The sequence below is a fragment of the Myroides sp. C4067 genome, assembly GCF_038039665.1.
Classification (GTDB): Bacteria; Bacteroidota; Bacteroidia; order Flavobacteriales; family Flavobacteriaceae; genus Flavobacterium; species Flavobacterium odoratimimum.
Genome location: NZ_JBBPHJ010000015.1, coordinates 75,001 through 101,314 on the forward strand (window position 1 = coordinate 75,001; position 26,314 = coordinate 101,314).

Consider the following 26,314-nt stretch of genomic DNA (forward strand, 5'->3'; position numbering starts at 1 on the left):
TCTGTTCCCCGTTTCCTGTTTCCCATTTCCCGTTCCCTGTTTCCTGTTTCCTGTTTCCTGTTTCCCATTTCCCCGTTCCCTGTTTCCCGTTCCCTCTTCCCCGTTCCCTATTCCCAGTTCCCAGTTCCCAGTTTCCTGTTCCTGTTTCCTGTTCCCCGTTTCCCGTTTCCTGTTCCTGTTTCCTAAAAAACCATAAAAAATAATAGTAGAGAAGAAAACTCCTCTACTATTGCATTCAAACTCTATGGAGAGTTCTAAATAATTAAACTTATTATTTTTCTAATTTCACTAAGCCCCATACTTGACCACCTTTACCGATGTTAAACGCAGGTTTAGCTACATTATCAGATCCTAATACATAGTATCCGTTGTAATCTTTGTTATTCACTACTCTGAAGTACACTTTACCATCTATTGTAGTAATCGCTTGAGCATCTTGGAATGCATAAGTAGATTGAGGTATACCAGTTACTGCTTTTGGTCCTGCAGCAATATTCTCTTTATCAAAAGCATAGTATGTAAAATTAGGGTTTGGCAAAATATCTGTGTATGAGAATGCTTTATCACTCCATGCTGTATATAGCTTACCATCTTTTACCCCTACTGAACCAACTGTAGTATTCTTTACATAATCATCAATCTTAATGATCCAATCTTTATCTATTTCTGTTGCTCCTTTTTTAATTCTAACAATAGCAGAACCATTAGTCGCTCCATTTACTCCGAACCCATGAGAACACATATATATCGCTCCGTCATCTCCCATAGTCCACATTTGGTTAGCGTTACCACCATATCCTACATAGCTGATACGGTTATCTTGAATCGTTTTTTCATATTTACCAGTAGCGATGTCGATCACTGCTAGTTTGATATATCCTGGAGCAGGGTCTTTCATCTGACTACCTTGTCCATCTTTAGTTCCTGTGATGATATCTACATATAATTTTCCATCTTTAGACGCGATAAAGCGAGATCCCACAGCTTGGTATTCTGCTTTTTTATCTTCTACTACAGAAAGGTCTATTTCTCCTGTACGCTGCATCGTAGAAGGATTGAATACTTGTATCTTTAACAATCCTCTTCCTATATCAGCATAATATCCAGTCGTTTTATCATGTACATAAAAGTTAGAAGACATTCCTGTGATTCTACCTGTCTCTGATAAAGAACCATCTGCGTTAATAGAATATCTCAAGATACCGTCATCAGGAGAAGAAACGCGTCCTAATTGAAGACGTTGGAATACCCATTCTCCATACGCTTTCATTCCATTCCCTTTTATCTGTAATGAACCTTTATGGATATTGTCTAAATCTCCTTCAGGCATTTTATCATAGTTAGATAAGTATCCTACGAATGGCTGTACTCCTAATGTAGCTGTTAATAGCGCATAAGATGTCTTCGTTTGCTCAACTGGTTTAGTTGGCTCTGAACTTGAGTTATCATCTGATGAACATGATGCAAAAGCAAATAACCCTGCCATTGCTAATGCTCCTATCGTTTTAGTACTAAAAATGCTTTTTTTCATTTTAATAAATTTATTGTGTTTTAATGATAAGTTTCTGTATTTCTAAATTGTTCCTCTCCTAAAGAGACATATTCACTTTAAAATGAAGACTAAATCCTTCATTTTGTATTTTGTAATTGTCAAATATTTCACTGTTAAACAAGTTCTTAGCTTCTAAACCGAAAGACAGTTTAGGTGAATAACTCCACACCACTCCTGTAGAATGTAAATTCTGATCAGGGATCACGTAAGCCTCTGCATTAACTTGTGCTTTTCCCCATAATCCTAAGAAACCACTAGGTTCAAATTCTTTAGGAATAAAGTCTAGGTAATAAGCCTTTACAAAACTGTAGTTGTAATAGAACGAGAACTTGTCTCCTGCCTTGAATACATTGTCATGTGAAGTACGCAGACCAAGATTAGCAAAGAAATAAGGTGTATTTCTCAGACGAGAACCCTCATACGTCTTGTCTTCTTTATCATATAATCTAAAGTCTTGATATGTCACGTTACCAGACAGTCTCAACCACTTTAATGGAGAATATGCTGCATCTACCTCTACTCCAACTCCTTTTATCTTTTCTATGTTCTCGTAACTACCAAAAATACCCGTGTTTAACAGCATGATCATATCATGTGTTCTTCTGTAGAACACATTGACCTCTGTCATGAAGTTCGTTTGATTATTATAGTTAAATCCTAGATTATAGTTCCAACTCTTTTCTGGTTTTAAAGCAAAATTAGTACGCGTGAATGTTCCATCTCCGAAGAACTCTTCTTGCTCTGGTAGACGTACGGCTACTTCTCCTGAGAATCTAGCATACATACGATCGTTAATCTGATATTTTAACGACTCTGATACACCCCAGTTCCCTTTTGTTTTAGATCTTTTCTGCTCCATCGAAGTGTCTCCATGCGCACTCTCATACCCTTCTGTACGCAAATAGTAATACTTCGCCGATAAGTCATTCGTCAGACGATCATCTAAGGCGTATAACCTCCAGTTTAGCCCTGTAATCCACTTTTGGAATACTACAGAACGCTGTAACATATCTATCTTAGAGAAAGGAAATGTCTCTCCGTTAGGGTCAGAACCACGACGAGTAGAGGTATTGTAAACAGAGTTTAACTCTATAAATCCATTGTCTAATCGGTAAGATAGATTAGTACGAGATACGAAGTTATAATAACGTAACTTTTTGATGCTTCCACTAGTAGTCGCTTCTCCATTTTTACTAGGTACTGGAGTGAACTTCCCTCTCCAGTCGTAAAACCCTTTAATCGTATCTGTATAACTAGAATGCAGTGTATTATAGACAAGGAATTGATCTAACTTCAAGTCTTTATCTAAAAAAGCCTTGCGATAGCGAAGTGTTGGCACTACAGAATTCATATTACTCGTCACTCCTCCGAATGGATAGTTCATCGTCATCCCGTAATTGTGCTGTTTATTAATGTAAAAGCTACTTACAGTCAAACGCAATTCATCTGCCCAAGTCTTGTTCTTCACTCCCACAAACCCTTCTACAAATCCATTAGAGAAACGGTTGTGAAACAGTTTGTGTTTTTCTCTACTTACCTGTGCCGTTTCTGAATCAGTGTAAGGCACATTGACCTTATAATTGTTATCAGAGTAATTAATAAAAGCATTTACTCCTCCGAATAAGCCTGTCTTTTTATCTTGAAAATAAGCGTTTACGGTACCTCTATGAGTGTTATAAGAACCTATCTGATAAGATACATCTACAGATTGATTACTTTCAGGCTCTTTCGTTACGATATTAACTGCTCCTCCTAATGCATCTGCCCCTAAGGCTACAGGTACCACCCCTTTATAGATCTCAATGCGATCAATCATCGTAGGCGGTACAATAGAATAACTAAAGGCATTCCCTAAATAATCCATCGGAACCCCATCCTTAAAATACTTTATCGCCTTTCCTTCAAAACCGTTTAGCATCAAATTAGTAGCATTACCTAATCCCCCTGTTTGTCTCACTCGTACACCTACTGTTCTGTTCATCAGCTCAATCACACTAGACGGCTGTTGTTTCATCGCTTTTACATCAAGTACAGTAGCACGTATAGGTTGACGACTTTCTTTTTCGGCTTTGGTCTCTCTCTGAATAATCACTTCATTTAACCCCGTATTTTGTAAAGTATCTTGCTGTGCAAAAACAGATATAGAATTAAATGATAAAACAGCGATTAAGGATAAAGTAAGGTATGGTATTTTCATCTTGATCTCTCTTATAGAATAGCTCTGTGGAAGACTATCTCTCTTATTGATAGGGCAAAAGTAGGCATCCCTTTGCCTGAGTACTGACGCTAAAAGGAATATAAAAGACGCAAGAAGGAGTATTATTTAGATTCATTAAAAAGGAAGACAACACTTCTTGTACTTCAGAACTCAGCATTAGAATTCGTTGACTTATCCCCCTGATACCCTGTGTATAGCTATGATGATATACTAATCGTAGTTTGATTCCATAGTGATCGCATAAAAAACGGGCAAAAATATGCGAGCAGTATGCCATCACTATGCGATAACTATGCGACCACTGCTGTTTTTGAAGAATAAAAACGAGCAGTAACTATCTTCAATTAGAGCTGCACACAGGCATTTACTACCTCGTAGTACCTCTTCCTAATGTAGAACTTTCTCCTTAATGGCTATGCAGATCAAGTGAGATATACGTCCTTATCTATGGATTTTCTAATTGTTGAGTAATAGCATTTTATTTGAGTGGCAATGCTAGACTATTAAAAAACTTTATTCTACTCCTAAAAACACCACTGTGAATCATTTTAATTTAATTATCTTGCTTATTCGTCTTAAAAACACCTATATGGCTTCACCATTACAAACAGAGATCCTTCAATTAGCCAAACAAGATGACCGCATTAGAGCTGTTATTCTCAATGGTTCAAGGGCTAACCCGATGGTTACTCCTGATCAGTACCAAGATTATGATATCATCTATATGGTGACTGATATAGAAAGTATCAAGAAAGAAGGTATTGTCTACAAAACTTTTGGACAGCCTGCCATACAACAATTACCAGATGATATGCACTTAGGTAACGAAGAGGGTATTCCTTCTATTTCGTATGCTTACTTAATGATTTATGAAGATGGTAGTAGATTAGACCTTACCCTATTCCCAGTAGATCAATTAAAGCAGTATAAAAAAGACAGTCTCTCTATCGTATGGCTAGACAAAGATGGAATATTTAAAGACATACCCGAGTCTTCTGATATTGACTATCATGTACAACGCCCTACTCAACGGGAGTTTACAGAAGTGTGTAATGAGTTTTGGTGGTGTTCTACTAATGTCGCTAAGGGACTGGCTAGAGAAGAAAGAGTATATGCAAAAGATATGATGGAGTCTGTCGTCCGTCCTATGTTCTTACAATTACTAGCTTGGAAAATAGGGAGTGAACACCATTTTAGCGTTTCTATAGGCAAATCAGGTAAATTCATTAAGAACTACTTAAGCGATGAAGACTATAACAAGGTATTAAGAACCTATAGCAATGCTAATATTCAAAATACATGGGAAGCCTTTCACACCATGACTACTTTCTTTCAAGAACTACAAATAGAACTAGGTAAACGACTTGTCCTAAAAGTAAATGTAGAAGAAGCTACGAATGCCTTACAGTATATCAATAGAATCTATCAAGATTAATAAATGAATCATCACAAATAGAGGTATATAAAAAAAGCGACTAACCCTTATCAGTTAGTCGCTTATAGATTATTATTAAACCTAAATACTGCAAAACCATTCTACTTCATAGCTTTTTCATTAGCTCTAAAACCATACTAGTGTATACTTTTGTCACTAATTCAGACCTATTTCGTATAATTACTTTTCGTTTATATGTCTATTGCGTATTTTGGGTTAAAAGATTAGTTCTTTGTTCTATTGGTTACCAATTGCTTTAGTGCAGCCCATTGTCTCAACGTTGTTTTTGCTTCTTGAGCAGGGTAACCTAATACTGTCTTACCTGCTTCTACATCTCCAGTCACTCCTGATCCAGCTCCTACTACAGCACCCTGCCCGATAGTAACGTGATCTTTAATAGAAGCACTACCTCCTATCACCACAAAGTCTTTTAGTGTAACTGAACCTGCTAAACCACTATTACCAGCCATGATACAGAATTTTCCTAACTCACAATTATGTCCTATCTGAACAAGATTGTCAATCTTACAACCATCTCCAATAATGGTAGCGCTAAACTTTCCTCTATCTACACATGAATTCGCTCCTATCTCAACATAATTACCGATAACTACATTACCGATCTGAGGTATCTTCACTAACCCTAACTCAGGAGACGGACAGAAACCAAATCCATCAGCTCCAATCACTGCGTTAGGATGTAAAATACAGTTATGTCCGATATGACTGCGCTCACGCACAATGACACCAGACCACAATATCGTATTATCACCAATCGTACTGTCATCTAATACAGTGACATTAGGATACATCTTTACATTTTTTCCGATTATTACATTTTCACCGATTACACAACCAGCTGCTATTTTAGCTCCTTCACCTATTATTGCTGTGCTATCTATCGTAGCATTAGGGTGAATATCTTCTTTAAAAACAGGCATCTTAGGCGCAAATAGTGTAAGTAACTTCGCTAATGCTAAATCAACATTATCTACTTTAATAAACGCCCTATCTATACCTGGTAGAATAGAAATATCTTTATTTACAATAGCAATAGGGGCTTTTGATTCCCCCCATAAGCGTTCGTACTTTTTATTACCTATAAATGAGACTTGACATTCTTTGGCTTTTTCCAACTGCTCAGCTGTACTAATCTGTCTTAATGTACTTCCTACAACAACGCCATTTAAAACATCGTTCAATTCAGTTAAAGAGTATAATTTCATAATTGTGAAATAAAGTTTTTGAGTTTTATTTAATTAAAACGAATAAAATCAAAAAATATTTCATCACAAAACGATATTTATTTATTTTAACAAACAATTACATATATTTATATTCAAAAAAATAAAATTACTTAAATTGTAAAACTAGAAAGTCTTCTTATTTCCTCAATAATTGTTTACTCAACTCTCCTACTCTTTTAAGTTTAGCTTCAACATTCTCTGACCAAGGCAGGCCTATGCACAGTCGGATACAGTTCTCGAATTGTTCTTGTACCGTAAACATTCTACCTGGTGCTATACTAATGCCCTCCGCAATAGCTAAGTCATATAAATCCATCGCCTCAATAGAAGGATCAAACTCAATCCATAGTGATAACCCACCTTGAGGACGATTAACCTTAGTACCCAATGGAAAACTAGTAATAATGGTATTCAAGTATTTCTGATAATTGCTATAGATGTCTTTTCTAAGTTTTCGCAGGTGCTTATCATAATTACCTGAGCGCATAAAACTTGCTACAGCTTCTTGCATTAAAGGAGGTGTAGAGATTAGATGTACTAACTTTTGGTGCATGATCTTATTCTTATACTTACCAGGTGACACCCACCCTACGCGATAGCCAGGAGTCAAGGTCTTAGATACAGAACTACACCAGATCACATTACCTGTCTTATCAAACGCTTTACAACATTTAGGACGCTGATTACCAAAATACATATCTCCATAGACATCATCCTCTATCAATGGGATATCGTGTTTCTCTAAGAGTTCTACTATTTCCTTCTTATTCTCATCAGGCATACAACTACCTAATGGGGTATTATAATTAGAAATCAATAGACACATATCGATATGCTCTACTGCATCTCTAAGAGACTGCACATCAATACCAGAAACTGGATCTGTGGGTAACTCAATCACCTTAAATCCTAAATCAATAGCTAGCTGAAAGATACCTGGGTAGCAAGGACTTTCTATTGCAATGGTGTCTCCAGGTTTGCCTAATGCTAATAAACACAACGAAATAGCGCTCATGCTTCCATTAGTCGTAATAATATCTTCTTCTTTAAGACTACCTCCCCAAGTGATAGAACGCTGTGCAATCATTCTCCTCAAATTTAGATTGCCCTGTACAGAATCATATTCTATCCCTCCATCTACTAACGACCTAGAGGCTGCTATAATCTCTTTCTTCATTTTGGCCAAAGGCAAAAACTCATCATATAGTGTACTATACGAGAATAAGGTCAGCTTTCTATTTCCCATATTAGAATATACCTTGCGAATAATCTCCTTAGGTTCCTTATTATTTGCTAAAAAGATAGGGTTACTCGGCTGAGGCAAAGGAATATCCGTATAAGATAGGTTACTTACAAAATATCCTGACTGAGGCTTAGATTCTATTAATGCCTGTGTCTCTAGTTCTAAATACACTCGTTTGGCTGTATTCATACTAATTTGATGTTCTGTGCACAACATTCTTACAGAAGGAAGTCTGTCTCCTTCTCTTAGTACGCCTGCTCTAATCTGACTAGCAATAGCATCTGCTATATTCAAATACAAATAATTCTGTTCCATAACAATCTCAACTGTGTCCTTTCAAAATTACAAAATTGATACTGTACTACATACTAATACAGTATATTTTTGTTAAAAAATAAAACATCAAGAAAATGAAACAAACTAGTGTAATTGATTCAGCACAACAAACTTCAACAAGTGGTTGGATCAATGGATTCATAGGAGTACTACTATTCAGTGGTTCTATGCCTGCTACTAAAGTAGCTGTACTAGAATTAGACCCAATATTTGTAACAGCAGCTAGAGCAGGTATTGCTGGTATATTAGCGCTGTTATGTCTACTTGTCTTTAAAGAAAAAAGACCTACTAAAAAACAATTATTGCCTTTATTTATAGTCGCTATAGGCGGAGTTATTGGATTTCCTTTATTATCCGCATTAGCGTTACAATATATCACCTCAGCACATTCACTAGTGTTCTTAGGGACATTACCGATGTGTACTGCTGTATTTGCGGTATGGAGAGGTGGAGAAAAACCAAAGTCTATCTTCTGGTTATTCTCGATACTTGGATGTCTATTAGTAGTGGGGTTTGCCTTTCTACAAGGGGTTACAAGTTCTCCTATAGGCGATATATTAATGCTTATCGCTATCTTATTATGTGGACTAAGTTATGCTGAAGGAGCTAAACTATCTAAATCTCTTGGCGGATGGCAAGTAATCTCTTGGGCAGTCGTATTATCTCTTCCTGTATCTATACCGATTATGTTAATCACAGCTCCTGAAGTACCTTCTCTAATAAGCACAGAAGCATGGATAGGCGTGTCATATCTAGGAATATTTAGTATGTTTGTGGGGTTCGTATTCTGGTATAAAGGATTAGCACAAGGAGGTATTGCTTCTGTAGGACAACTACAGTTATTACAGCCTTTCTTTGGTCTAGCACTTGCGGCAAGTCTTTTAAACGAACAGGTAAGCACGGCTATGATTGCAGTAACTGTAGGCGTTATTCTATGCGTAGCTGGAAGTAAAAAATTCGGTTAGTAACCCCAATTACTAGCTACTTCAAACAGTGTAGAACAATACTAAAAGCAATCACCTTACTTTTGATATTTCCTCCTTCTGCACTGTTTATTTTTAGCTAAAAAGGGATTGGCTCTTAATTCTTAAAACTGAACAAAATTACCACTCTTTACATCTTTAGGCAACTCATTAAACTTTCGCTTAAAAGCAGCTGTAAAATGGGTTGGATTCTTATACCCAACTTGTTGAGCGATATCTGCAATAGACAAGTCTTGTTCTATCAATAGCTTCTGTCCCAACTCCATACGCTCATCATAGAGATGATTAAAAATGGTCGTAGAGAACAGTTCTTTAAACCCTCTTTTTAGTTTAAACTCATTAATTCCTGCTAATCTAGAAAGCTCTCTTAAAGAATATGGATTCTGAAGATTATTACTCACTAACTCTCTGACATAATATAGCTTATCAACATCACTCCTCGTCAGTGAACCACTTACCATCTCATATTTATAATCTCCACTATACTTAATCACTAAAAGAAGGAGCTCTACAATCTTGGTCTCCATATAAATCTTCTTCATCATACCATCATAAGAATTATTGACTAAGTCATACAGTAACTTCTTCATCTCTGGAACAATCATTAAGTTAGAAGAAAAAGCACTTTCTCTCTCACTGTACAAAGATTTACCAAAGTCTCCTAACAACTCTAGATCTCCATTAAACATACGCTCTAAATAAGGCAATGTTAGTTCTATGCCTATAGCACTGTAGTTTTCTTCAACAGGGTTAAAAGCAAGGGAGCCATCAATATAAGGTAGATGAAAAAAACTAAAACGTCCTGTAGAAGTATTGACGCATTGTTTTTTATTGGATTGGTAAAAGTGTTCTCCTTGAAACAAAAAGAAAAGCTCAATGTGCTTCTGATCTCTTAGCACTTCTTTCTGTTGTCTAGTTTTATGCTGTAAAGAAACGTGATCAATATGTAACTCTTCCATATCTAACAACTGTATATTCCCTTTTATGCCATGACTAGCATACCGCTCTCCTACATTTATCAATGTCTCTTTAACCATGATACCATACTAAAGAATTATTACTATTCTACTGATTGAAAGTGACAAAGGTACTTAAAAAGACTTCCCTAATTTAAATCAACTCTAAATAATATTCGTTAATTAATATTTAATTAGGACAACACCCTATTTCTTCACTCCTATTTTCTGTGAATTAAAGTACTAGGAGGAACGCCATACTTCTTTTTAAATGCAATAGCAAAATGTTGAGGATACTCATAGTGAAGTAATTCAGCAACTTTGTTGACTGAGAATTTCTGTGACGATAATAACTGATACGCATACTCAAAACGCAAATCTCTTACATATCTAATCAAAGAAGAATCATAGTATTTTTTAAAATACTTCTTCAGTTTATATTCATTGATATAGAATCTCTGGCTCAACATAGAGAAGGTAATGTCTTGCAAGAAATGATTGTCTATCCAAGTTTTAATATGCAATAATTTATCAGCATCATTCATAGATTTTATTTCTTCTATTGGAGCTACCTTCCTCTCTAAAGACTCTTGGACACTTAACAATAAGAGTTCTGTGACTTTAGTTTCTAAATAAACTTGTTTCAAATCTGGATGAACATCACTCTGTAAAATATTCAATAATAACTGATGTATCTCTACAGGGATTGTTTTCGCTTTTGCAAATAGTGTAGTCGTCTTTCCTTGTTTAACTAAATTTAAAAAAGAAGCCAAAGCAGGTATTTTAGTCTCAACTAGTTGTGCGAAATAGTCTTCATCAAAAAGAACCTCCACTACCTTTCTATTTGTTTTATACTTCAAATGCCCATTTACACGAGGTACATAAAGCAAATTAAAGCAATCCTGCGGAACCTCTATCGTCTCTCTTGCTGTAGAATAACAGGAATACCCCTCTAACTCTAACATGAGTTTAAAAGTACTCTTTTCGTTAATAACAGCGACATCTACAGGAGTAGGTACACTCCACTCTCCATATGAGATAATAAAATAGGGATGATCAATAAACTTCTGCTTAATAGGAATTCCTTTAAAGGTAAACTGCCCATATCTCTCTTTGTATTGTTCACCATTCCCCCACTCAATGCGGTTTGGAATATTCTTCAATACCTCTTGATATTGCTGATATAAAAGACTCATAACTCGTAGATTTATTAATACTTTTTGCGTAGATGATAAGGCAAATTTACTACTATTTTCGCATCACAACAATTTGAATTAAATCTAAATAACTTTTAAACAACATAGTTATAGCCGTTTTACTTTATAGGTAACTCCCCACTATCACTATAAGTCTACTTATCTCATGAAGAAAAAAGGTAAATCAACTTTCTCCAAAATCATTGCTTGGTTACATTTATGGCCTAGCATTGTGGCTGGTATTATATTAGTATTTGTCTCTCTTACAGGGACTATCATTGTATATGGAGATGAAATCATGCAGTGGTCTGCAGGAAAGGAAGCTCGCTATGTAGAACCTAAAGGAACTCCACTAAAAATAGATGAGATTACAGCCTTACACAAAGAGAAATTCCCTGGTCATAGCTTTTCCTATATTGTAGTAGATAAAGATCCTTCTAAAAGCTGGGTTATTAATTCGGTTGATCTAAAGGATCGAAAGCTAAGTTTTATCTACATTAACCCATATACTGGGGAGGTACTAAAACAGGATCGCTCTATCGGTTTCTTCTATGTTATGGCTCAACTTCACTCTAATCTGTTAATGGGTAAAACAGGAGGTTGGATAGTCGCTATCTCTACTATCATATTTGTGTTAAGTACTTTGACCGGATTAGTCCTTTGGTGGCCTAAAAAATGGACAAAAGCGACTAGAGATAGTAGTTTTAAGATTAAATGGAAAGCTAAGTTTAAACGTCTAAATTACGATCTACACAATGTATTTGGTTTCTATAGTGCTATTATTTGCTTTCTACTTGGAATGACGGGTTTACTTATCTTCTTTAGCCCTTTAATGAAAGGAACTGTAAGTCTATTCGGAGGGGAAGGTAAAATGTGGTTCTATACCTTACAAGATTATCCTAGAGACCATGAAGCGACTAAAGATTTTGCGTTCTATGATACGAATGTTTTAATCCAAAAAGCATTTGACTTACACCCAGATAAAGCAATCATCAGAATCTGGACTTATAATTATGACAATGTAAGCATATACCCTTTCTTTTTAGGAACAAATGCTGGTCTAAAAAGTGAAGAAGGAAAAGAAGCTATTTACTTTGACAAATTCAGTGGAGAAATGGTCAATGATAGCAAAGAACAAAAGATCTACGATAAGGTAGACAATCTAGTCTGGCAAATACACATGGGGCAATGGTGGGGACAGCTAGGTAAGTTCTCTACGTTTATAGCTGGTATTATTGCAACTAGTCTTCCTATCACTGGATTCTTAGTATGGTGGGGACGCCGAAACAAAAAATCAAAATCTAAAAAATAGTAATCGTTATGAGAAAGCAATTGATAACTTTTGCTTTACTAGCCCTAACCATCACAGGCTGTAAAGAAAGTCAAAAAGAAACAGAAACTTCTAATTTTATAGAAGTAGAAAACAATGGAACAACGGTACAAGTACCTATACAACCCAAAACTGTAGCAGTCTTAGAAAGAGGTATTATGGAGAATATGAACGAATTGCAAATTCCGTTTCAAGGAATGGCAAAAGAGTTCACTCCTAAGTATTTATCACATCTTGAAAAGGATAAGAGTATCGTAGATTTAGGTGCTGTATTTAAACCTAATTTTGACGCTGTAGCTAATCTAAGTCCAGACCTTGTATTCATGGATAATGCCTTCCCTGCAGATTATGATGAAATGGTAAAAATAGCGCCTACCTTAATGTTAGGCATCCCTAATAAAGGAGATAACTATCTAAAGTATATACAGGACAATATTCTTCTACTTGGCAAAATATATCAAGTAGAATCAAAAGCAGAAGCGTTATCAAAGGATTTAGACACTCGTTTAAGTGATTTAAAAGCCCTTATTGCTAAAAGTGAAGCTAAAGCAATGGTAATCATTCACTCGGAAGGGAACTTCCGCTTATTCGACGAGAATACGCGTTATGGATTTATATTTAAAGACTTCGGTGTAAGAAGTGCAACCAATATCACTACGGAGATTGCCAATAATCATGGACAAATGATTAATAGTGAGTTTATCTTAGAACACAATCCTGATATCTTATTTATTATAGATAGAAACGCCATCGTACAAAACACAGATAAACCTACTCAAATAACTAATGCACTACTAGAAAAAGTAACTGCTTATAAACAAAATAAAGTTATCTATCTAGATCCAGATGCTTGGTTCTTATCTGGTTCTGGAGCTACTTCATTTAAAATCTTCTTAGAAGATATTGCCAAAGGTTATCATTAACACCACCATAATAATTCTACAAAGAAAGCCTCTTAAAATTACTTAAGAGGCTTTATTCTTTTGTATTCTTCTAGAAGAGAGGTGTTCCCTCTCTTATATTAGTTTTATTTTTTTCTTCTTACTTCACTTGCTTGGTACTCATCACCATCAGTAGTGTAAATTTTAAATCTTACTTCATATTCTTCTGGAACGTATACTACGATAGGTAATTTACCATTGTAACGTGTTAAATGAGGTTGTCCACTTACAAATAAGTTTCTCTTAGCTGCATCAGGGCATCCCATCATCGTAGAAGCCACATCTCCTTTTGTTGTGAATACAAAATAGCTATATCCCCAACCTTGAAGATCTTTCTCTTCTAATGTCCCCATCAAGTTAAAATGATTACATCCATCTACCTCCATCATTTTACCTACTGTAAACTCGATCTTCTTACTATCATCTTTAGAAGAGTGAGGTACTTCAATTACTACTTGCTTATATCCTTTCTCTGGAGCAGGGAAAATAGATACATCTGTTCTTGTGATTGTCTGTGCCATAGTTACAGTCATTAAACCAAAAAATACAACGATTAAACTTAAAACTTTTTTCATTTCTTTTTCTTTTTAATTGACAACTCTTATTTCATATCAAAACAAAAGTTATTGTCGTTATTAGTTAATAGCAAATTACAAAAAAAACACAAGCCAACGTGTTAAATAATGTATTTTTTATAGTTAAATCTAGAAACTGATTCAAATAAAACAACGTTTAAAAAAATTTACCACATTATTAAAAAAAGAAAGCACAACTGAATTAACAATTGTGCTTTTTATAACTTATAGTTGGATAGTGTTATCCTATCTTCACTAGTTTACTGTTTTCTTTTTCTGCAACTTCTTTTCTCAATAAGCTACTAGAGAAACGGTGATCTCTACTGTTAAAGTAAAGCTCTATTCCTTTTTCTTCACAGTATTTACGTCCTGTAAAATTCTTATCTTGATACTCATCACCTAAAATACGAACATCTATCTTAAATGATCTTAAGATATCTTCTAAATCCTGCTCTGTAGCATAAGGAACGATCTCGTCAACAAACTTACATCCCTTTAGTTGAATATATCTTTCAACTACAGACTGAGTTGGTTTATTTTTCTCTGGTCTATCTAAAGTAGGATCAGTTTGTAATCCTACAATTAAAAAATCACATTGACGTTTTGCATCTTCTAACATCTTCACATGCCCTGCGTGCAATAAGTCAAATGCACTAAAAGTTATTCCAATTTTCATACTTATCTTTTTTGCCTAGTTTTTAAACAGTAATAAAACAATTTATTAACCATTTATAAACTAGATTATATCTTGTACCCTTTTTTATTTTCCTAAATTAGGATACAAATTTACTAATTATATTCTATTTATGTTAAATCAAGATTAAAAAATATCAAATATTACAATTCTAAAACAATTTAAATATTGTTTTTTTTATAGAAAATAGTTCTAACATTATAAAAATGATAGAATAACAAAATATTTAACGTAGCACATTATTCATATAGTGTACCTTTTTTCTACAGAATGCCACAATTGATTTTGATTCTTCAATCACAAAGATAAATAGTCCTACCTCTTTTTAAATAAGGAATTCCGTAAAACAGCTATATTTTTTAGGGAAGGGCTAATATAGGTAGAGTATCTGGCTAAGTAATCACAAAAAAATCACTCCTGTATTTAGAACATTTTCTCTACAATCACTAACCAATATACCTTTTCATTAAAGAGGGTAAAAAAAGACTGCAGCACAAATTCTTAGGGAAAAGAATTGATTGTGCTGCAGGTGGGGAAAATACAATTGCTCAGAAAAAATCTTTGCAAAATACTCTACACTGAGCTAGCTAAATGTAAAGCTTTCCGAATTAAAAATTTGTTGTTTTGAATTACAAATATAGGAAAAGGTTCTAATAATCACTTCATACTAAAGTACCAAATTATCTCTAAAAAACACCATTTAACACATTAATAATAAACAATATAACATAGTTGTAGTACTAAAGTACTATATCTTTTTTTTTAGAAAAAAAGACAAATCTGATAGATTTACTCAAAAAAAAACTCACTTTGCCATAAAACTTCAAGACGTGAACTTTTATTCTTGAAAAATAACTATTTTTGCCCCTTAAATCACTGACTAACAAAACATGAATGCCTTACACAGTTGTAAAAGAAAGAATATATTACAGATATTACTAATTTTACTACTATTCACACCTACGACTTATTGTTTAAGCCAAACTAACAATGAGCAATTTAATTTTATAGTAAACCACTTAAAATTCGAGGCACTAGATCATGACTCAACTACACAGTATTCTAAGGATAAAGAAGGAAACACTTGGTTAAAAATAACTATCCCTCAAGATTTATTAAACAAACCACTTATATTACAATTTCCTACCATTCACGTAAATAATTATAATATTTATGCGAAACAGAATGGCCTATGGGAAAAAACAACCATAAATACTGACTTAGAAGGTGGAAAAATAAGTCCGCAATATCAAGAGAACCATTTTATCACTGGTCATAACACAATATATTTTAAGTCAAAATCTTCTTATGTTCATTATGGGAATTTTATACTTGTTGAGCGTGCAGAGTATAGAAGTATTATGCTTAATACAATGATCAAAATAGAGGTTTTTTATAGTTTATTTTTACTTTCTATAGCGCTAACCTTTGGCTTATATTCACTATTTAAAGAGAAAGTTATCCTTATTTATTGTATATATATCGTATCTGTCTTTATTATTTATTTAGTAGAAGATGGGTTACTCTATTTTTTATATAACAAACAGTGTAATGAGTTACTGATATTAGCAATATCTATACCTATTAGCTGTCTGATTTTCTCATTATTTATATACTACTTTTTAGATATACAGAGATTACCATCAAAACTGAAATATTTTTACTCCTTCCAAGTGCTATTGTATATTGTATTAGGCATAGTACTTTATCAAACTAATAATTCACTGTACTTCATCATCATAGTATGTAGTACGCTAGTATCAACTATAATCACTTTAGCACTTGTCTTAAAGTATTATAAAGAGGATATGTCTGTTCGTTTTATTACTTATTCATTTAGTGTAATCGCATTGACCTCGATGACGTATTATCTTTCTATATTTCCAGGTAATTACTATCTCTCATTTGTAGATAAGGATAAGATTCGTATAATCTATAGTATCGCATTTACTTTAGCAAGTTATTCCTTATGGATCAAAGCAAAGAAGCTTAAAGCAGATCATGAATCTCTTAAAAATGAATTAGAATCCCTTAAGGCTAATCAATCACAAAAAGCACACAAAGATTTAGAACATAAAGAAAAAATACCAAATCATTACACAGAAAAAAGTCCTTTCAAAGAACAATCGATTCAAGATGTCTTAAAAGAAAAGTATCTATGTACTGATCGAGAAATAGACGTTATTATGGGGATATGGGATGGTCTGTCCAACCAAGAAATCGCAGAAAAACTCTCTATATCTCTTAGTACAACCAAGCATCATGTAAGCAATGCCTATACAAAGCTAGATGTAAAAACTAGGAGTCAAGCATTACTTTTAAAAGAGACCTTACTTTCTGGAAAATAAAAAAGAGCTACTTCAAGGTAGCTCTTTCTGTATTACTGTATCAATTAGTTGTCTATTCGTAAGAAATTTCCTTCTAAATCGAATACTAACTCTATTTCTTGTGCTCCGTTTACTAATTCTACTTGATAAGTATTGTGCTCTTTCTCTATACTTTCAATATGAAATTTATTATAATTATTCACTATATAAGTATTCATAGCACTAGGTATAATCGCAGATGGGATCGCTACATTTCTCTTCGTTTCTATCTCTTTCCACTCCCCTGTAGCAGTAAATTCTACCTTTACACCATTCGCTAAATATACTTTATACTCATCTCCTGCTCTATCTAGTTCTTTCTTCACTAAGACAAGCTCTACTCCTGTAAAATGAGTTTTTAAGAAATCTTGTGCTTTCTGTGGTAAATCTGTACCTACGATTAACTCCTCATCTCTATCTAAATCTAAGTCAACACCTACAAACTCTTGTTTAGTATTAAAAATCAACTCTAAACCTGAACTAAGCTTTACTTCATAACCTCTTTTCATGTCTCTATCTATCTCAGTAATAGAGAATCCTTTATAATTCTTAACTATATAGTCATAGATATGAGGCACTTCACTCTTTAAAAACTCAACTGGTATAGCAGAGTCATCTTCCATTTCTACCTCTGTCCAATTTCCTGCTTTATCAAAATCTATTTCTACTCTATTGTCTAATCGTGTAGTGTATAGAGAACCATAATAATTAGGAGTAGTTACTTTAGTAGCATGTCTAAGAGATGAGTTTGGAAACACTGTCTTTAAAAAGCTCTTAGAATTAGCAGGTAATTGCTCTTCTGTGATTTTTTCTACTTTGTGGTCATTTCCATTATCATCACTACTACATGCTGTGAATCCTAGCGCTACAGCTAACATTAAGGCTAAAGCAATTTTTCTTTTCTTCATTTTCTTTTTCTTTTAATTATTTATTGATCTATTCTTTTAAACTTCCCATCTTTTGAAAACTCTAATTCTACTCCATTACTTAATTTCACTTCATATTTTCGAGTTTCTTTCTCTATTTTAGTAATCGTCTCTCCTTTATAATGATCAGAAACGTAAGTCACGATTGGAGCAAGCATAAAGCCTGTAGGTAATGTAGTTGTGTTACCATCTACTTCATCCCATTCACCAGATTTGTCAAACTCTACCTCTACATTATCTGTAAATGTCACTTTATATGACACAGATAAGAAGTCTGTATCCTTCTCTACCTTACTCACTTCTTTATCTTTAAAGTAAGTATCTATAAAACTACTTGCTTTCTGAGGTAATTCACTCTTAGTGATGATTACATCTTTCGCTAATGTCGATTGTGAAGCTAATAAAGCTACTGACATAAATAGTCCTGCAAACAATGTTTTTAAACTCTTCATAGTAATTCTCTTTTTAGTTTTACATGACAAACTTAGGAACACATTCTGGAAAGAATTGGGAATAATTACATTTTTAAAAAGAAATAGATTGAGTGCAAAAAAACAAAGGGACAACCTAATAGATTGTCCCCTTTATAATTCACAACACTTTATTACTTCAAATCATAATCAGTGTGATATACTGTAAAATAATGCTTGTTATCAAAATGATATTTGATAGACAGATTATCTGTTACTTTTATAATAGTCTGTACTAGAGCAAGCCCGAGTCCTGTAGATTGTTCGTTCGTTGTACTTCTAAAGAACCTATTGTATATTAAGTTCTCGTCTAATGGAGTAGGAATTAAACTCGTATTACCAATTCTAAAGTAATGATTTGTGATCTCTACCTCTACCTCTCCTCCCTGTACATTATGTGTTAATGCGTTCTTTAGTAAATTCTGCACTAGCGTAATAGAAAGCCCTTTATCCATATTGACTATAAAAGGTTGCTCATCCTCTTTAACCGTTATACTAACCGCCTTATACTCAAAGAACTCTTCAAAGTCTTCTATCATCTCTCTAATGATATCATTAAAATTAACATCCTGATAATTAACGAATTGATTATTCTCTATTTTAGCCAACATCAACAAGGATTTGTTCAGCTTAATGAGTCTTCTCAGCGTCTGATGAATAGATTGTATTTGTAACATCTGTTCTTCATTCAACTCTTCTTTTTCAGCCATTAATTCTAACTTATTACTCATAATAGCTAGAGGAGTCTGAGATTCATGAGCTGCATTAGACACAAAGGCTTTTTGCTGCTCAAAAGTACTTTCTATACGTCTTATCATCTTATTAATCTCTAGTTGTAGATCTGTAAATTCTCGGATAGGAGTCTTCGTCTCTTCCGTCACCACCTCTTTACCTATAGTATAGTTCTTCAGGTTACCTAGTAATTTATAAAATGAACCCCACACTACTTTCCTTAAAATAAAATAGTTAATCAAGAATATACTGATAATCAACATCAAGTACAAGGCTCCAACGGCAATACCAAAATCTCCTAATAAATCATCTGCTTCTATAGTAGAGGTACGTATCTCTAACAAAAAATTATCTCCATTCTTATCTTCAAAAGTAGTGGTGAGCATACGCACAGGTTCCTCATTATCATCCACATCCATATAGATCATTTCTGTGGTGAATACATTCTTTCTAGAGTATTCTCCTGGCGCTAATGGAGTAATTCTGAATCCACTTGCTCCGAATGACTGTATACTAGTGATACTAGGATTATTATATGCTTTTTTGACTATCTCACTTTTAGTGTTTTTCAGTCCATCATCTATATTATCATAGACCTCTTCTGTCATGAATGCATAGAAGATAAGCACCCATACAGTAAGCACTATCACTATGCCAATGGATAAATACCTAAGTGTATAATTATGTAGCTTCATCCCCTATTCATTCACTAATTTATACCCCATTCCATACACAGACTGAATATTTACTTCCGCGTGATGATTCTTTAGTTTTTTGCGCAAGTTCTTCACCTGAGAGTACACAAAATCGTAACTATCTGCCTCATCCATATTATCTCCCCATATATGCTCTGCAATAGAAGATTTAGTCACTAACCGATTCGCATTCACTACAAAATAATACAATAGTTCAAACTCTTTATTATTAAGCAACATCGTACTTCCCTGCACGACTACCGTTCTCTCATCTATAAAAACCTCTATATTATTCCACTTTACACTCTGGAACCCCTGTTGATTCTTTCTTCTCAACACAGATTTTATTCGAGCTAATAGCTCCGATAGATGAAAAGGTTTAGTGAGATAATCATCTGCTCCTAACTCTAAGCCTAATACTTTATCATCTATAGAATCTTTAGCCGATATAATAATAACCGAGTCGGCTTTACCCATCGATTTGATCTCACGTAACAAGTCTATTCCATTACCATCGGGAAGCATAATATCTAACAAGATACAATCATAGTCATACCCTGCTAACTTCTCTATCCCTAACCTATAATTACTAGCCACCTCGACCAAGTAAAGCTCTTTTTCTAAGGATTCTCGGATGATATCTCTTAACTCCTGTTCGTCTTCAATAACTAAAATTTTCATATCCCTCCAATTAGTACTTACGAATATACAAGTTATCTAATAAATGTTTTTCCTTTCTATCAGATTAAATAATGAAATACGAATAATAAAGCTTTTAAACGCAAATTATCTCTGTCTATATTAAAGAAATAATCTTATTTTAGTTATGCCTTACACTTAACTGATTTAGCTTATGTATAGTACCGATAGACTACAGATATCTCCACTCTCTCATGCTGACAATTCCTTTATCATAGAATTAGTCAATACTCCTGGATGGCTTAAATATATAGGAAATAGAAATGTCTATACGGCAATGGATGCACAGATGTATATACAGAGTATATTAGATAATCCACAGTATCAATACTGGGTGGTCAATAGAAAAGAGGATGGGAAACCAATAGGATTAATCTCCCTGATTAAGCGAGACTACCTAGAGTTTCACGATATAGGTTTTGCCTTCATACCCACTTACATTGGGCTAGGATATGCCTACGAAGCTACAAGCTTTATCATCAAGATAATAAGAGAAGATGCTAAATACAGTACTTTATATGCAACAACCCTTCCTGATAACAAGAGTTCTATTAAACTGCTAACAAGATTAGGATTTACTTTTATAGAAACAATAAAACCTCATGAAGAGGTACTCAACTTATTTAAAATATAATGTTTAAATCATTGATAGTAGACACATTAAAATACACTTAAATATATAATTAAAAAAGATCCCTTTCCGTAATGTATTAACGCAAAAGAACATTTCGTTTATAGACTTTTATTCATACAATACTTAGCCAAAAGCAAACGCGTTTATTAGGAAAGGGAATAAAATCGCATGAAGTACTAAGTCCCCACAATTCCTTCATACGGCGACAAAATTATATATTTTTGTAAGAGTATTCACTATGATAACAAATAATTATTAACCACTTCATCAACAATTCACTTTTCACCACAGAATCACATAAATTAACATATTATAATGCTAATTTATTCTAACATTAAGTACAATTATTCAATTTAAAAGTCGCTAAATGCGTAAATCAAAACCAGTAACCACGCTAATTCTATGCCTTTTTATAAAAGTTTAAATATTAACTAGATAAATATTGCCTTTTTTTGTCTTTCAATTATAAAAAACAAATTAAAAAAATCTTCATTCCCCTATAGCCATAAAAAAACTGACCTAAAGATATATACCTTAGATCAGTCCTATAAATTCAATATTCAAACTCAGTTTTTACTTTTTGGTAAATGTCAATACTACTATATCGCCAGAACGCATAATTAACTGATCCTCTACAATGTCATAATGAGTTACAGAATTTAGTGCATTCATAAACTCTCTATCTGCTACTCCCTCACAGAACATCATCGTAGAAGCCATCTTATCTCCTAGCTTGATAACGTTCCCTTCTTTAGCTTCAAAACTTCCATGGATATTATTACATCCATCATTTCCATAAACTTTTTTATCCTTAACTTCAAAAGTTAAACTTGGTTTCTTCATTGAGAAAAGAGTACTCATATCTTTACCAGAAGTTGCTGGAGTTGTAATAGAGCTCAATACCCATTCTCCTTCTAATTTTTTACTCATATCTACTTTTTTCTCTACTGTTACAGTAGTAATTTCTCCTGCTGTCTTACAGCTTACAGCCGTTAATGCTAAAACAGCACTTAGTAATACTAATGTCTTTTTCATCTTACTTTTATTTTATTATGTTTTCCCTTTTTCAAGGTTATTAGCAAATTTACCATTTCATATGGCAGTCTATAATAATTAATTCTTAAAATTTACATATAATATCTTATTATAAGGAATAACTCTTCTCAAAACATAAATTATTATACAAAAAAAGGGCTATCTGTAATACAAATAGCCCTATTCTATATTTTAAATATATTAAGAATACATTTTTGCTCTTAATTCTTTTACTTTTGGATCATCTAAGTAATCGTCGAACGTCATATATCTATCGATAGCCCCATTAGGAGTTAACTCTAGAATACGTGTACCTACAGTCTGTGCAAACTCGTGGTCATGCGTCGTTAATAAGATCGTTCCCTTAAAGTTTTTCAATGTATTATTGAATGCAGTAATAGACTCTAGATCTAAGTGGTTCGTAGGTTCGTCTAACATTAATACGTTAGCTCTCATCATCATCATACGAGATAACATACAGCGCACCTTCTCTCCTCCTGATAATACACGACCTGTCTTAAGTGCCTCTTCTCCAGAGAAAATCATCTTACCTAAGAATCCACGTACATATACTTCATCTCTTTCTTCTTCTGTCTTCGCCCATTGACGTAACCAGTCTACTAATGTCAAGTCATTGTCAAAAAACTCGTGGTTCTCTACTGGCAAATAAGATTGTGTTGTAGTGATTCCCCACTCAAACTTACCTGCATCAGCCTCTTTCTTACCGTTTAAGATTTCGTAGAACGCTGTAGTAGCACGTGAGTCTTTAGAGATTACTACTAGTTTATCTCCTTTAGCCATATTTAGATTGATATCTTTAAATAATACCTCTCCATCTATAGAAGCAGATAATCCTTCGATATTTAAAATCTGATCTCCTGCCTCTCTATCTGTATCAAATATAATAGCAGGGTATCTTCTAGAAGATGGCTTAATATCATCTAATTTTAATTTGTCGATCATCTTCTTACGAGAAGTTGCTTGTTTTGACTTCGCAACGTTCGCACTAAAACGACGGATAAACTCCTCTAATTCAGCTTTTTTCTCTTCAGCTTTCTTATTTTGTTGAGCTCTTTGCTTAGCTGCTAATTGACTTGATTCGTACCAGAATGTATAGTTACCTGAGTAATGGTTAATCTTACCGAAGTCAATATCAGATACGTGCGTACACACAGCATCTAAGAAGTGACGGTCGTGAGATACTACTAATACTGTGTTCTCATAATGAGCTAAGAAATTCTCTAACCAAGCGATTGTCTCAAAATCCAAGTCGTTGGTAGGCTCATCCATAATCAATACGTCTGGGTTACCAAATAAAGCCTGTGCTAATAATACACGTACCTTTAACTTAGCATCCATCTCTGCCATAGGCGTATAATGAAAATCTTCAGATATACCTAAGTTAGATAACATCGTAGCGGCAGCTGACTCGGCATTCCAACCATCCATTTCATCAAAACGGATCTGTAACTCTCCGATACGATCAGCATTTTCGTCTGTATAGTTTAAGTAAAGCTCATCCATCTCTTTCTTAACATTATACAAATCTTTATTACCCATCATTACAGTTTCAAGAACTGTATATTCGTCAAACATATTGTGGTTCTGATTAAGAACTGACATACGTTTTCCTGGTTCTAGAGAAACATGACCTGATGTAGGGTCGAAATCTCCCGATAATATTTTTAAGAATGTAGATTTACCAGCACCGTTAGCACCGATAATACCGTAGCAGTTACCTTGAGTAAAAGTTACATTAACTTCGTCAAATAAAATTCGTTTACCAAACTGAACTGACAGATTCGAAACTGTTAACATTATTATCTTTTAATTTAAATTGCCTACAAAATTACTAATTTTATATTTAGAAACATCTATAAATAAAACTTATCGCCCTACCTACCTACTTTAACCAATCATTAACAAGATAAAACACCCGTAAAACTTAAATTTGCTTATATTATCTCTCGAACAAATAGTCATTTAGCTAATGCAGAAAAAACTACCTAATACAAATTTATTATATCTTTTTATCCCACTTATAAGCCTTCTTGCATCTTGTCAAAAGAAATTTGATCCTAAAGATTATAGTGCTTATATACAGGGTGAGATTATAAATCCTACTTCTAATTACCTTTTATTCTGCAAAGACAATGAAGTCCTAGACACTTTGTTCCTAGACGAAAACAATAAGTTTTATAAAAAATTCGACTCATTAACACCAGGAATGTATATCTATAAGCACAATCCTGAGTTTCAATACATCTACTTCGATAAAAATGACAGTCTGACACTACGCCTTAACTCAAGAGATTTTGACCATTCTATTATATTCTCTGGACGAGGTGCCGAAAAGAATAATTTCTTAATGAATCTAACGGTCAGAAATATCATGGATGAGAGTGAAGGATATAGTGCATTCGATGTATCTCCAGAGAAATTTAATCGAAGAATAGACTCTGTACATGCAGCTAGAACTACTTACTATCTAAGAAATAAAGCTATTATCAACTGGTCTGACAACTTTGACCTGTATGCAAAAGCAAAGCTTGACTTACATTTTTTCGCATTAAAAGAACTCTATCCTACTGCACACTATGTTAGAACAGATGAAGATGTAAGAGATAAACTCCCTGCGGACTATTATAGTTTTAGAAAAAAAATAAACTTCAATGATGAACGTTTATTAAAATACTCTTCATTCACTAAATACCTAGCTATAATGCTAAACTCTATTGTGAATGAGCCTGAACAAAACATTATACCAGACAACAAGTTTGATAAGTATATCGATAAGCTTAATATAGTAGACACCTTAATCAGAAATGATAAAGTTAAAAATGCTATCTTAGACAATATTGCATTTATCTACTTATTAGAGGATCAGAACTTAAATAATAATGATAAGTTCTTAGAGCGATACTTTGAACTATCTACAGATAAGAATCAACACAATGAGATCATCCAGATCCAACAAGCAATTCAAAATCTTAAATATGAGAAGAAGTTACCTGAAGTTCCTATAGTGAATACTAAAAATCAAAAGGTATCTATTAATTCTATTATCAATAAGAGAACTCTAATGTTCTTCTGGACAAAAAATGGAATAGCGCATGCTGACGCAGCTCACCAGATAGCTGCAGAATTAAAAGCTGAAATGCCAAATATAGAAATCATATCGATCTGTATCGATGGTGAACATGGAGAGTGGTTAAGTATATTAAAGCGCTACCCTTCTAATGGTATTATAGAACTTAGATCTGATGACTTTAACCAAATGAAAGATCAGTGGATCATCACAAAAATCCAACGTTGCATGCTACTAGACAAAGATGGTTCTATCATAGATCCATTTGTCAATATCTTCGACAAGAACTTTGAAACAATTTTAAAGCAATAATAAGATAAAGTGAGAGCCCAACCGAATGGTTGGGCTCTCACTTTTATCATACTTCTATCTTCCTTTGAATAAAACTGTACTGCCTATATCATGACTCAATACTGACTCCGTTTAAATGCCTGTTTTAACGGACTCACTACGGACTTACTACGGACTCATAACGGACTCACTACGGACTCAACGCTATTAAAACTCATCCCATACTGCTATAACTGTACAGCAATAGTCTTGGTTTTATATTCTATTTTTATTTTTTGACAAAAAATTTCTTCAATACCTGATACAACAACTGCTTTACATGGCGCATGCTTCATTCTATTCTAACCAAGAAAACACCTAACTCTAAAGGATAATTAGAGAAAACCGATGAATCTTAAAACAAAAAAATCCCTCAAACTCCTTGTAAAATCAAGAAAAATCAAAGAAAAAGGCATTTCTTTTCAATTATAAATCACTTGATATCAAACCATTGATTTTTTTACAAAAAAAAGTACTATTTTACCTTGGAACTTTTAAATAAAAAGCAATATATTTGCCACGTCAAAAAAACCAAGGTATGCGCCTTCTAAAATTGACAATTTTTAATCTCTTTTATAAAGATTAAATGGTCCAATAGCTCAGCTGGATAGAGCAACTGCCTTCTAAGCAGTA

At 33.7% G+C, this 26,314-nt stretch carries 21 protein-coding genes; 7 read left to right on the plus strand and 14 right to left on the minus strand.

Annotated elements, in window-relative coordinates; translation table 11 throughout:
* Positions 1-271: 271 nt before the first annotated feature.
* Both AABL87_RS11885 and AABL87_RS11890 read right to left on the minus strand, forming a co-directional pair.
* On the minus strand, positions 272-1,531 hold the full coding sequence (locus AABL87_RS11885; protein WP_341277401.1) for a hypothetical protein: 1,260 nt from the start codon (positions 1,529-1,531) through the stop codon (positions 272-274).
* A 58-nt stretch (positions 1,532-1,589) separates the two neighbouring features.
* Positions 1,590-3,749, minus strand: coding sequence for a TonB-dependent receptor (locus tag AABL87_RS11890; RefSeq protein WP_341277402.1), 2,160 nt, complete (start codon positions 3,747-3,749; stop codon positions 1,590-1,592).
* Positions 3,750-4,359: 610 nt separating this feature from the next.
* Between AABL87_RS11890 and AABL87_RS11895 the strand changes: the two genes are divergently transcribed.
* Positions 4,360-5,205 (plus strand): aminoglycoside 6-adenylyltransferase, encoded by an 846-nt coding sequence (locus tag AABL87_RS11895; protein WP_341277403.1) that lies wholly within the window; start codon positions 4,360-4,362, stop codon positions 5,203-5,205.
* A 224-nt stretch (positions 5,206-5,429) separates the two neighbouring features.
* Here the strand turns inward: AABL87_RS11895 and lpxD are convergent, their stop codons facing one another.
* Complete coding sequence (lpxD, locus tag AABL87_RS11900) at positions 5,430-6,431, minus strand: UDP-3-O-(3-hydroxymyristoyl)glucosamine N-acyltransferase (RefSeq protein ID WP_006258377.1); 1,002 nt, start codon at positions 6,429-6,431, stop codon at positions 5,430-5,432.
* Positions 6,432-6,588: 157 nt separating this feature from the next.
* Complete coding sequence (locus AABL87_RS11905) at positions 6,589-8,010, minus strand: aminotransferase-like domain-containing protein (RefSeq protein ID WP_259637973.1); 1,422 nt, start codon at positions 8,008-8,010, stop codon at positions 6,589-6,591.
* Positions 8,011-8,105: 95 nt separating this feature from the next.
* Here AABL87_RS11905 and AABL87_RS11910 point away from each other — a divergent pair, with 95 nt between their 5' ends.
* Complete coding sequence (locus tag AABL87_RS11910; RefSeq protein ID WP_006264114.1) at positions 8,106-8,996, plus strand: DMT family transporter; 891 nt, start codon at positions 8,106-8,108, stop codon at positions 8,994-8,996.
* Between the two features lie 122 nt (positions 8,997-9,118).
* Here the strand turns inward: AABL87_RS11910 and AABL87_RS11915 are convergent, their stop codons facing one another.
* Together AABL87_RS11915 and AABL87_RS11920 are read right to left on the minus strand one after the other, a co-directional pair.
* Positions 9,119-10,051 carry a helix-turn-helix transcriptional regulator gene (locus AABL87_RS11915; RefSeq protein ID WP_006261634.1) on the minus strand — a complete coding sequence of 311 codons (933 nt, stop codon included), beginning with the start codon at positions 10,049-10,051 and terminating at the stop codon, positions 9,119-9,121.
* 140 nt (positions 10,052-10,191) lie between these two features.
* Complete coding sequence (locus tag AABL87_RS11920) at positions 10,192-11,166, minus strand: helix-turn-helix domain-containing protein (protein ID WP_073145147.1); 975 nt, start codon at positions 11,164-11,166, stop codon at positions 10,192-10,194.
* A 166-nt stretch (positions 11,167-11,332) separates the two neighbouring features.
* On the opposite strand from AABL87_RS11920, the gene AABL87_RS11925 reads away from it, so the two are divergent.
* Positions 11,333-12,478 (plus strand): PepSY-associated TM helix domain-containing protein, encoded by a 1,146-nt coding sequence (locus AABL87_RS11925; RefSeq protein WP_341277404.1) that lies wholly within the window; start codon positions 11,333-11,335, stop codon positions 12,476-12,478.
* Positions 12,479-12,486: 8 nt separating this feature from the next.
* The gene (locus tag AABL87_RS11930) at positions 12,487-13,419 is read left to right on the plus strand and encodes a siderophore ABC transporter substrate-binding protein (RefSeq protein ID WP_341277405.1); all 933 of its coding nucleotides are present in this window, start codon (positions 12,487-12,489) and stop codon (positions 13,417-13,419) included.
* 104 nt (positions 13,420-13,523) lie between these two features.
* On the opposite strand, the gene AABL87_RS11935 is transcribed toward AABL87_RS11930, so the two are convergent.
* Complete coding sequence (locus AABL87_RS11935) at positions 13,524-14,012, minus strand: ecotin (protein ID WP_006258384.1); 489 nt, start codon at positions 14,010-14,012, stop codon at positions 13,524-13,526.
* Positions 14,013-14,253: 241 nt separating this feature from the next.
* Positions 14,254-14,688 (minus strand): adenylyltransferase/cytidyltransferase family protein, encoded by a 435-nt coding sequence (locus AABL87_RS11940; RefSeq protein ID WP_006258385.1) that lies wholly within the window; start codon positions 14,686-14,688, stop codon positions 14,254-14,256.
* Between the two features lie 908 nt (positions 14,689-15,596).
* Here AABL87_RS11940 and AABL87_RS11945 point away from each other — a divergent pair.
* Positions 15,597-17,054 carry a LuxR C-terminal-related transcriptional regulator gene (locus AABL87_RS11945; RefSeq protein WP_341277406.1) on the plus strand — a complete coding sequence of 486 codons (1,458 nt, stop codon included), beginning with the start codon at positions 15,597-15,599 and terminating at the stop codon, positions 17,052-17,054.
* A 44-nt stretch (positions 17,055-17,098) separates the two neighbouring features.
* Here AABL87_RS11945 and AABL87_RS11950 read toward each other — a convergent pair whose 3' ends face one another.
* The 4 genes from AABL87_RS11950 to AABL87_RS11965 all read right to left on the minus strand — a co-directional run bounded on the left by AABL87_RS11950 (position 17,099) and on the right by AABL87_RS11965 (position 20,576).
* Positions 17,099-17,980 carry a PepSY-like domain-containing protein gene (locus tag AABL87_RS11950; protein WP_341277407.1) on the minus strand — a complete coding sequence of 294 codons (882 nt, stop codon included), beginning with the start codon at positions 17,978-17,980 and terminating at the stop codon, positions 17,099-17,101.
* A gap of 20 nt (positions 17,981-18,000) precedes the next feature.
* A complete protein-coding gene (locus tag AABL87_RS11955) occupies positions 18,001-18,450 on the minus strand; it encodes a PepSY-like domain-containing protein (protein ID WP_006258389.1) in 450 nt (149 codons plus the stop codon).
* 152 nt (positions 18,451-18,602) lie between these two features.
* Positions 18,603-19,895: a sensor histidine kinase gene (locus AABL87_RS11960; protein WP_006258390.1), complete on the minus strand. Its 1,293-nt coding sequence runs from the start codon at positions 19,893-19,895 to the stop codon at positions 18,603-18,605.
* Positions 19,896-19,898: 3 nt separating this feature from the next.
* Complete coding sequence (locus AABL87_RS11965; RefSeq protein WP_006261641.1) at positions 19,899-20,576, minus strand: response regulator transcription factor; 678 nt, start codon at positions 20,574-20,576, stop codon at positions 19,899-19,901.
* Between the two features lie 172 nt (positions 20,577-20,748).
* Between AABL87_RS11965 and AABL87_RS11970 the strand changes: the two genes are divergently transcribed.
* Complete coding sequence (locus tag AABL87_RS11970) at positions 20,749-21,228, plus strand: GNAT family N-acetyltransferase (RefSeq protein ID WP_006261642.1); 480 nt, start codon at positions 20,749-20,751, stop codon at positions 21,226-21,228.
* A gap of 573 nt (positions 21,229-21,801) precedes the next feature.
* On the opposite strand, the gene AABL87_RS11975 is transcribed toward AABL87_RS11970, so the two are convergent.
* Both AABL87_RS11975 and AABL87_RS11980 read right to left on the minus strand, forming a co-directional pair.
* Positions 21,802-22,263: an META domain-containing protein gene (locus AABL87_RS11975; RefSeq protein WP_006264123.1), complete on the minus strand. Its 462-nt coding sequence runs from the start codon at positions 22,261-22,263 to the stop codon at positions 21,802-21,804.
* A 201-nt stretch (positions 22,264-22,464) separates the two neighbouring features.
* On the minus strand, positions 22,465-24,081 hold the full coding sequence (locus AABL87_RS11980) for an ABC-F family ATP-binding cassette domain-containing protein (RefSeq protein ID WP_341277408.1): 1,617 nt from the start codon (positions 24,079-24,081) through the stop codon (positions 22,465-22,467).
* 172 nt (positions 24,082-24,253) lie between these two features.
* Between AABL87_RS11980 and AABL87_RS11985 the strand changes: the two genes are divergently transcribed.
* Positions 24,254-25,663 carry a thioredoxin-like domain-containing protein gene (locus AABL87_RS11985; RefSeq protein WP_006264124.1) on the plus strand — a complete coding sequence of 470 codons (1,410 nt, stop codon included), beginning with the start codon at positions 24,254-24,256 and terminating at the stop codon, positions 25,661-25,663.
* Positions 25,664-26,314 lie beyond the last annotated feature (651 nt).

Coding starts and splice junctions, on each gene's coding strand:
- AABL87_RS11915 (WP_006261634.1), bottom strand. CDS start 10,051: ATGGTTAAAGAGACATTGATAAATGTAGGAGAGCGGTATGCTAGTCAT.
- AABL87_RS11940 (WP_006258385.1), bottom strand. CDS start 14,688: ATGAAAATTGGAATAACTTTTAGTGCATTTGACTTATTGCACGCAGGG.
- AABL87_RS11960 (WP_006258390.1), bottom strand. CDS start 19,895: ATGAAGCTACATAATTATACACTTAGGTATTTATCCATTGGCATAGTG.
- AABL87_RS11965 (WP_006261641.1), bottom strand. CDS start 20,576: ATGAAAATTTTAGTTATTGAAGACGAACAGGAGTTAAGAGATATCATC.
- AABL87_RS11910 (WP_006264114.1), top strand. CDS start 8,106: ATGAAACAAACTAGTGTAATTGATTCAGCACAACAAACTTCAACAAGT.
- AABL87_RS11935 (WP_006258384.1), bottom strand. CDS start 14,012: ATGAAAAAAGTTTTAAGTTTAATCGTTGTATTTTTTGGTTTAATGACT.
- AABL87_RS11930 (WP_341277405.1), top strand. CDS start 12,487: ATGAGAAAGCAATTGATAACTTTTGCTTTACTAGCCCTAACCATCACA.
- AABL87_RS11895 (WP_341277403.1), top strand. CDS start 4,360: ATGGCTTCACCATTACAAACAGAGATCCTTCAATTAGCCAAACAAGAT.
- lpxD (WP_006258377.1), bottom strand. CDS start 6,431: ATGAAATTATACTCTTTAACTGAATTGAACGATGTTTTAAATGGCGTT.
- AABL87_RS11905 (WP_259637973.1), bottom strand. CDS start 8,010: ATGGAACAGAATTATTTGTATTTGAATATAGCAGATGCTATTGCTAGT.
- AABL87_RS11985 (WP_006264124.1), top strand. CDS start 24,254: ATGCAGAAAAAACTACCTAATACAAATTTATTATATCTTTTTATCCCA.
- AABL87_RS11945 (WP_341277406.1), top strand. CDS start 15,597: ATGAATGCCTTACACAGTTGTAAAAGAAAGAATATATTACAGATATTA.
- AABL87_RS11955 (WP_006258389.1), bottom strand. CDS start 18,450: ATGAAGAGTTTAAAAACATTGTTTGCAGGACTATTTATGTCAGTAGCT.
- AABL87_RS11890 (WP_341277402.1), bottom strand. CDS start 3,749: ATGAAAATACCATACCTTACTTTATCCTTAATCGCTGTTTTATCATTT.
- AABL87_RS11885 (WP_341277401.1), bottom strand. CDS start 1,531: ATGAAAAAAAGCATTTTTAGTACTAAAACGATAGGAGCATTAGCAATG.
- AABL87_RS11950 (WP_341277407.1), bottom strand. CDS start 17,980: ATGAAGAAAAGAAAAATTGCTTTAGCCTTAATGTTAGCTGTAGCGCTA.
- AABL87_RS11925 (WP_341277404.1), top strand. CDS start 11,333: ATGAAGAAAAAAGGTAAATCAACTTTCTCCAAAATCATTGCTTGGTTA.
- AABL87_RS11970 (WP_006261642.1), top strand. CDS start 20,749: ATGTATAGTACCGATAGACTACAGATATCTCCACTCTCTCATGCTGAC.
- AABL87_RS11980 (WP_341277408.1), bottom strand. CDS start 24,081: ATGTTAACAGTTTCGAATCTGTCAGTTCAGTTTGGTAAACGAATTTTA.
- AABL87_RS11920 (WP_073145147.1), bottom strand. CDS start 11,166: ATGAGTCTTTTATATCAGCAATATCAAGAGGTATTGAAGAATATTCCA.
- AABL87_RS11975 (WP_006264123.1), bottom strand. CDS start 22,263: ATGAAAAAGACATTAGTATTACTAAGTGCTGTTTTAGCATTAACGGCT.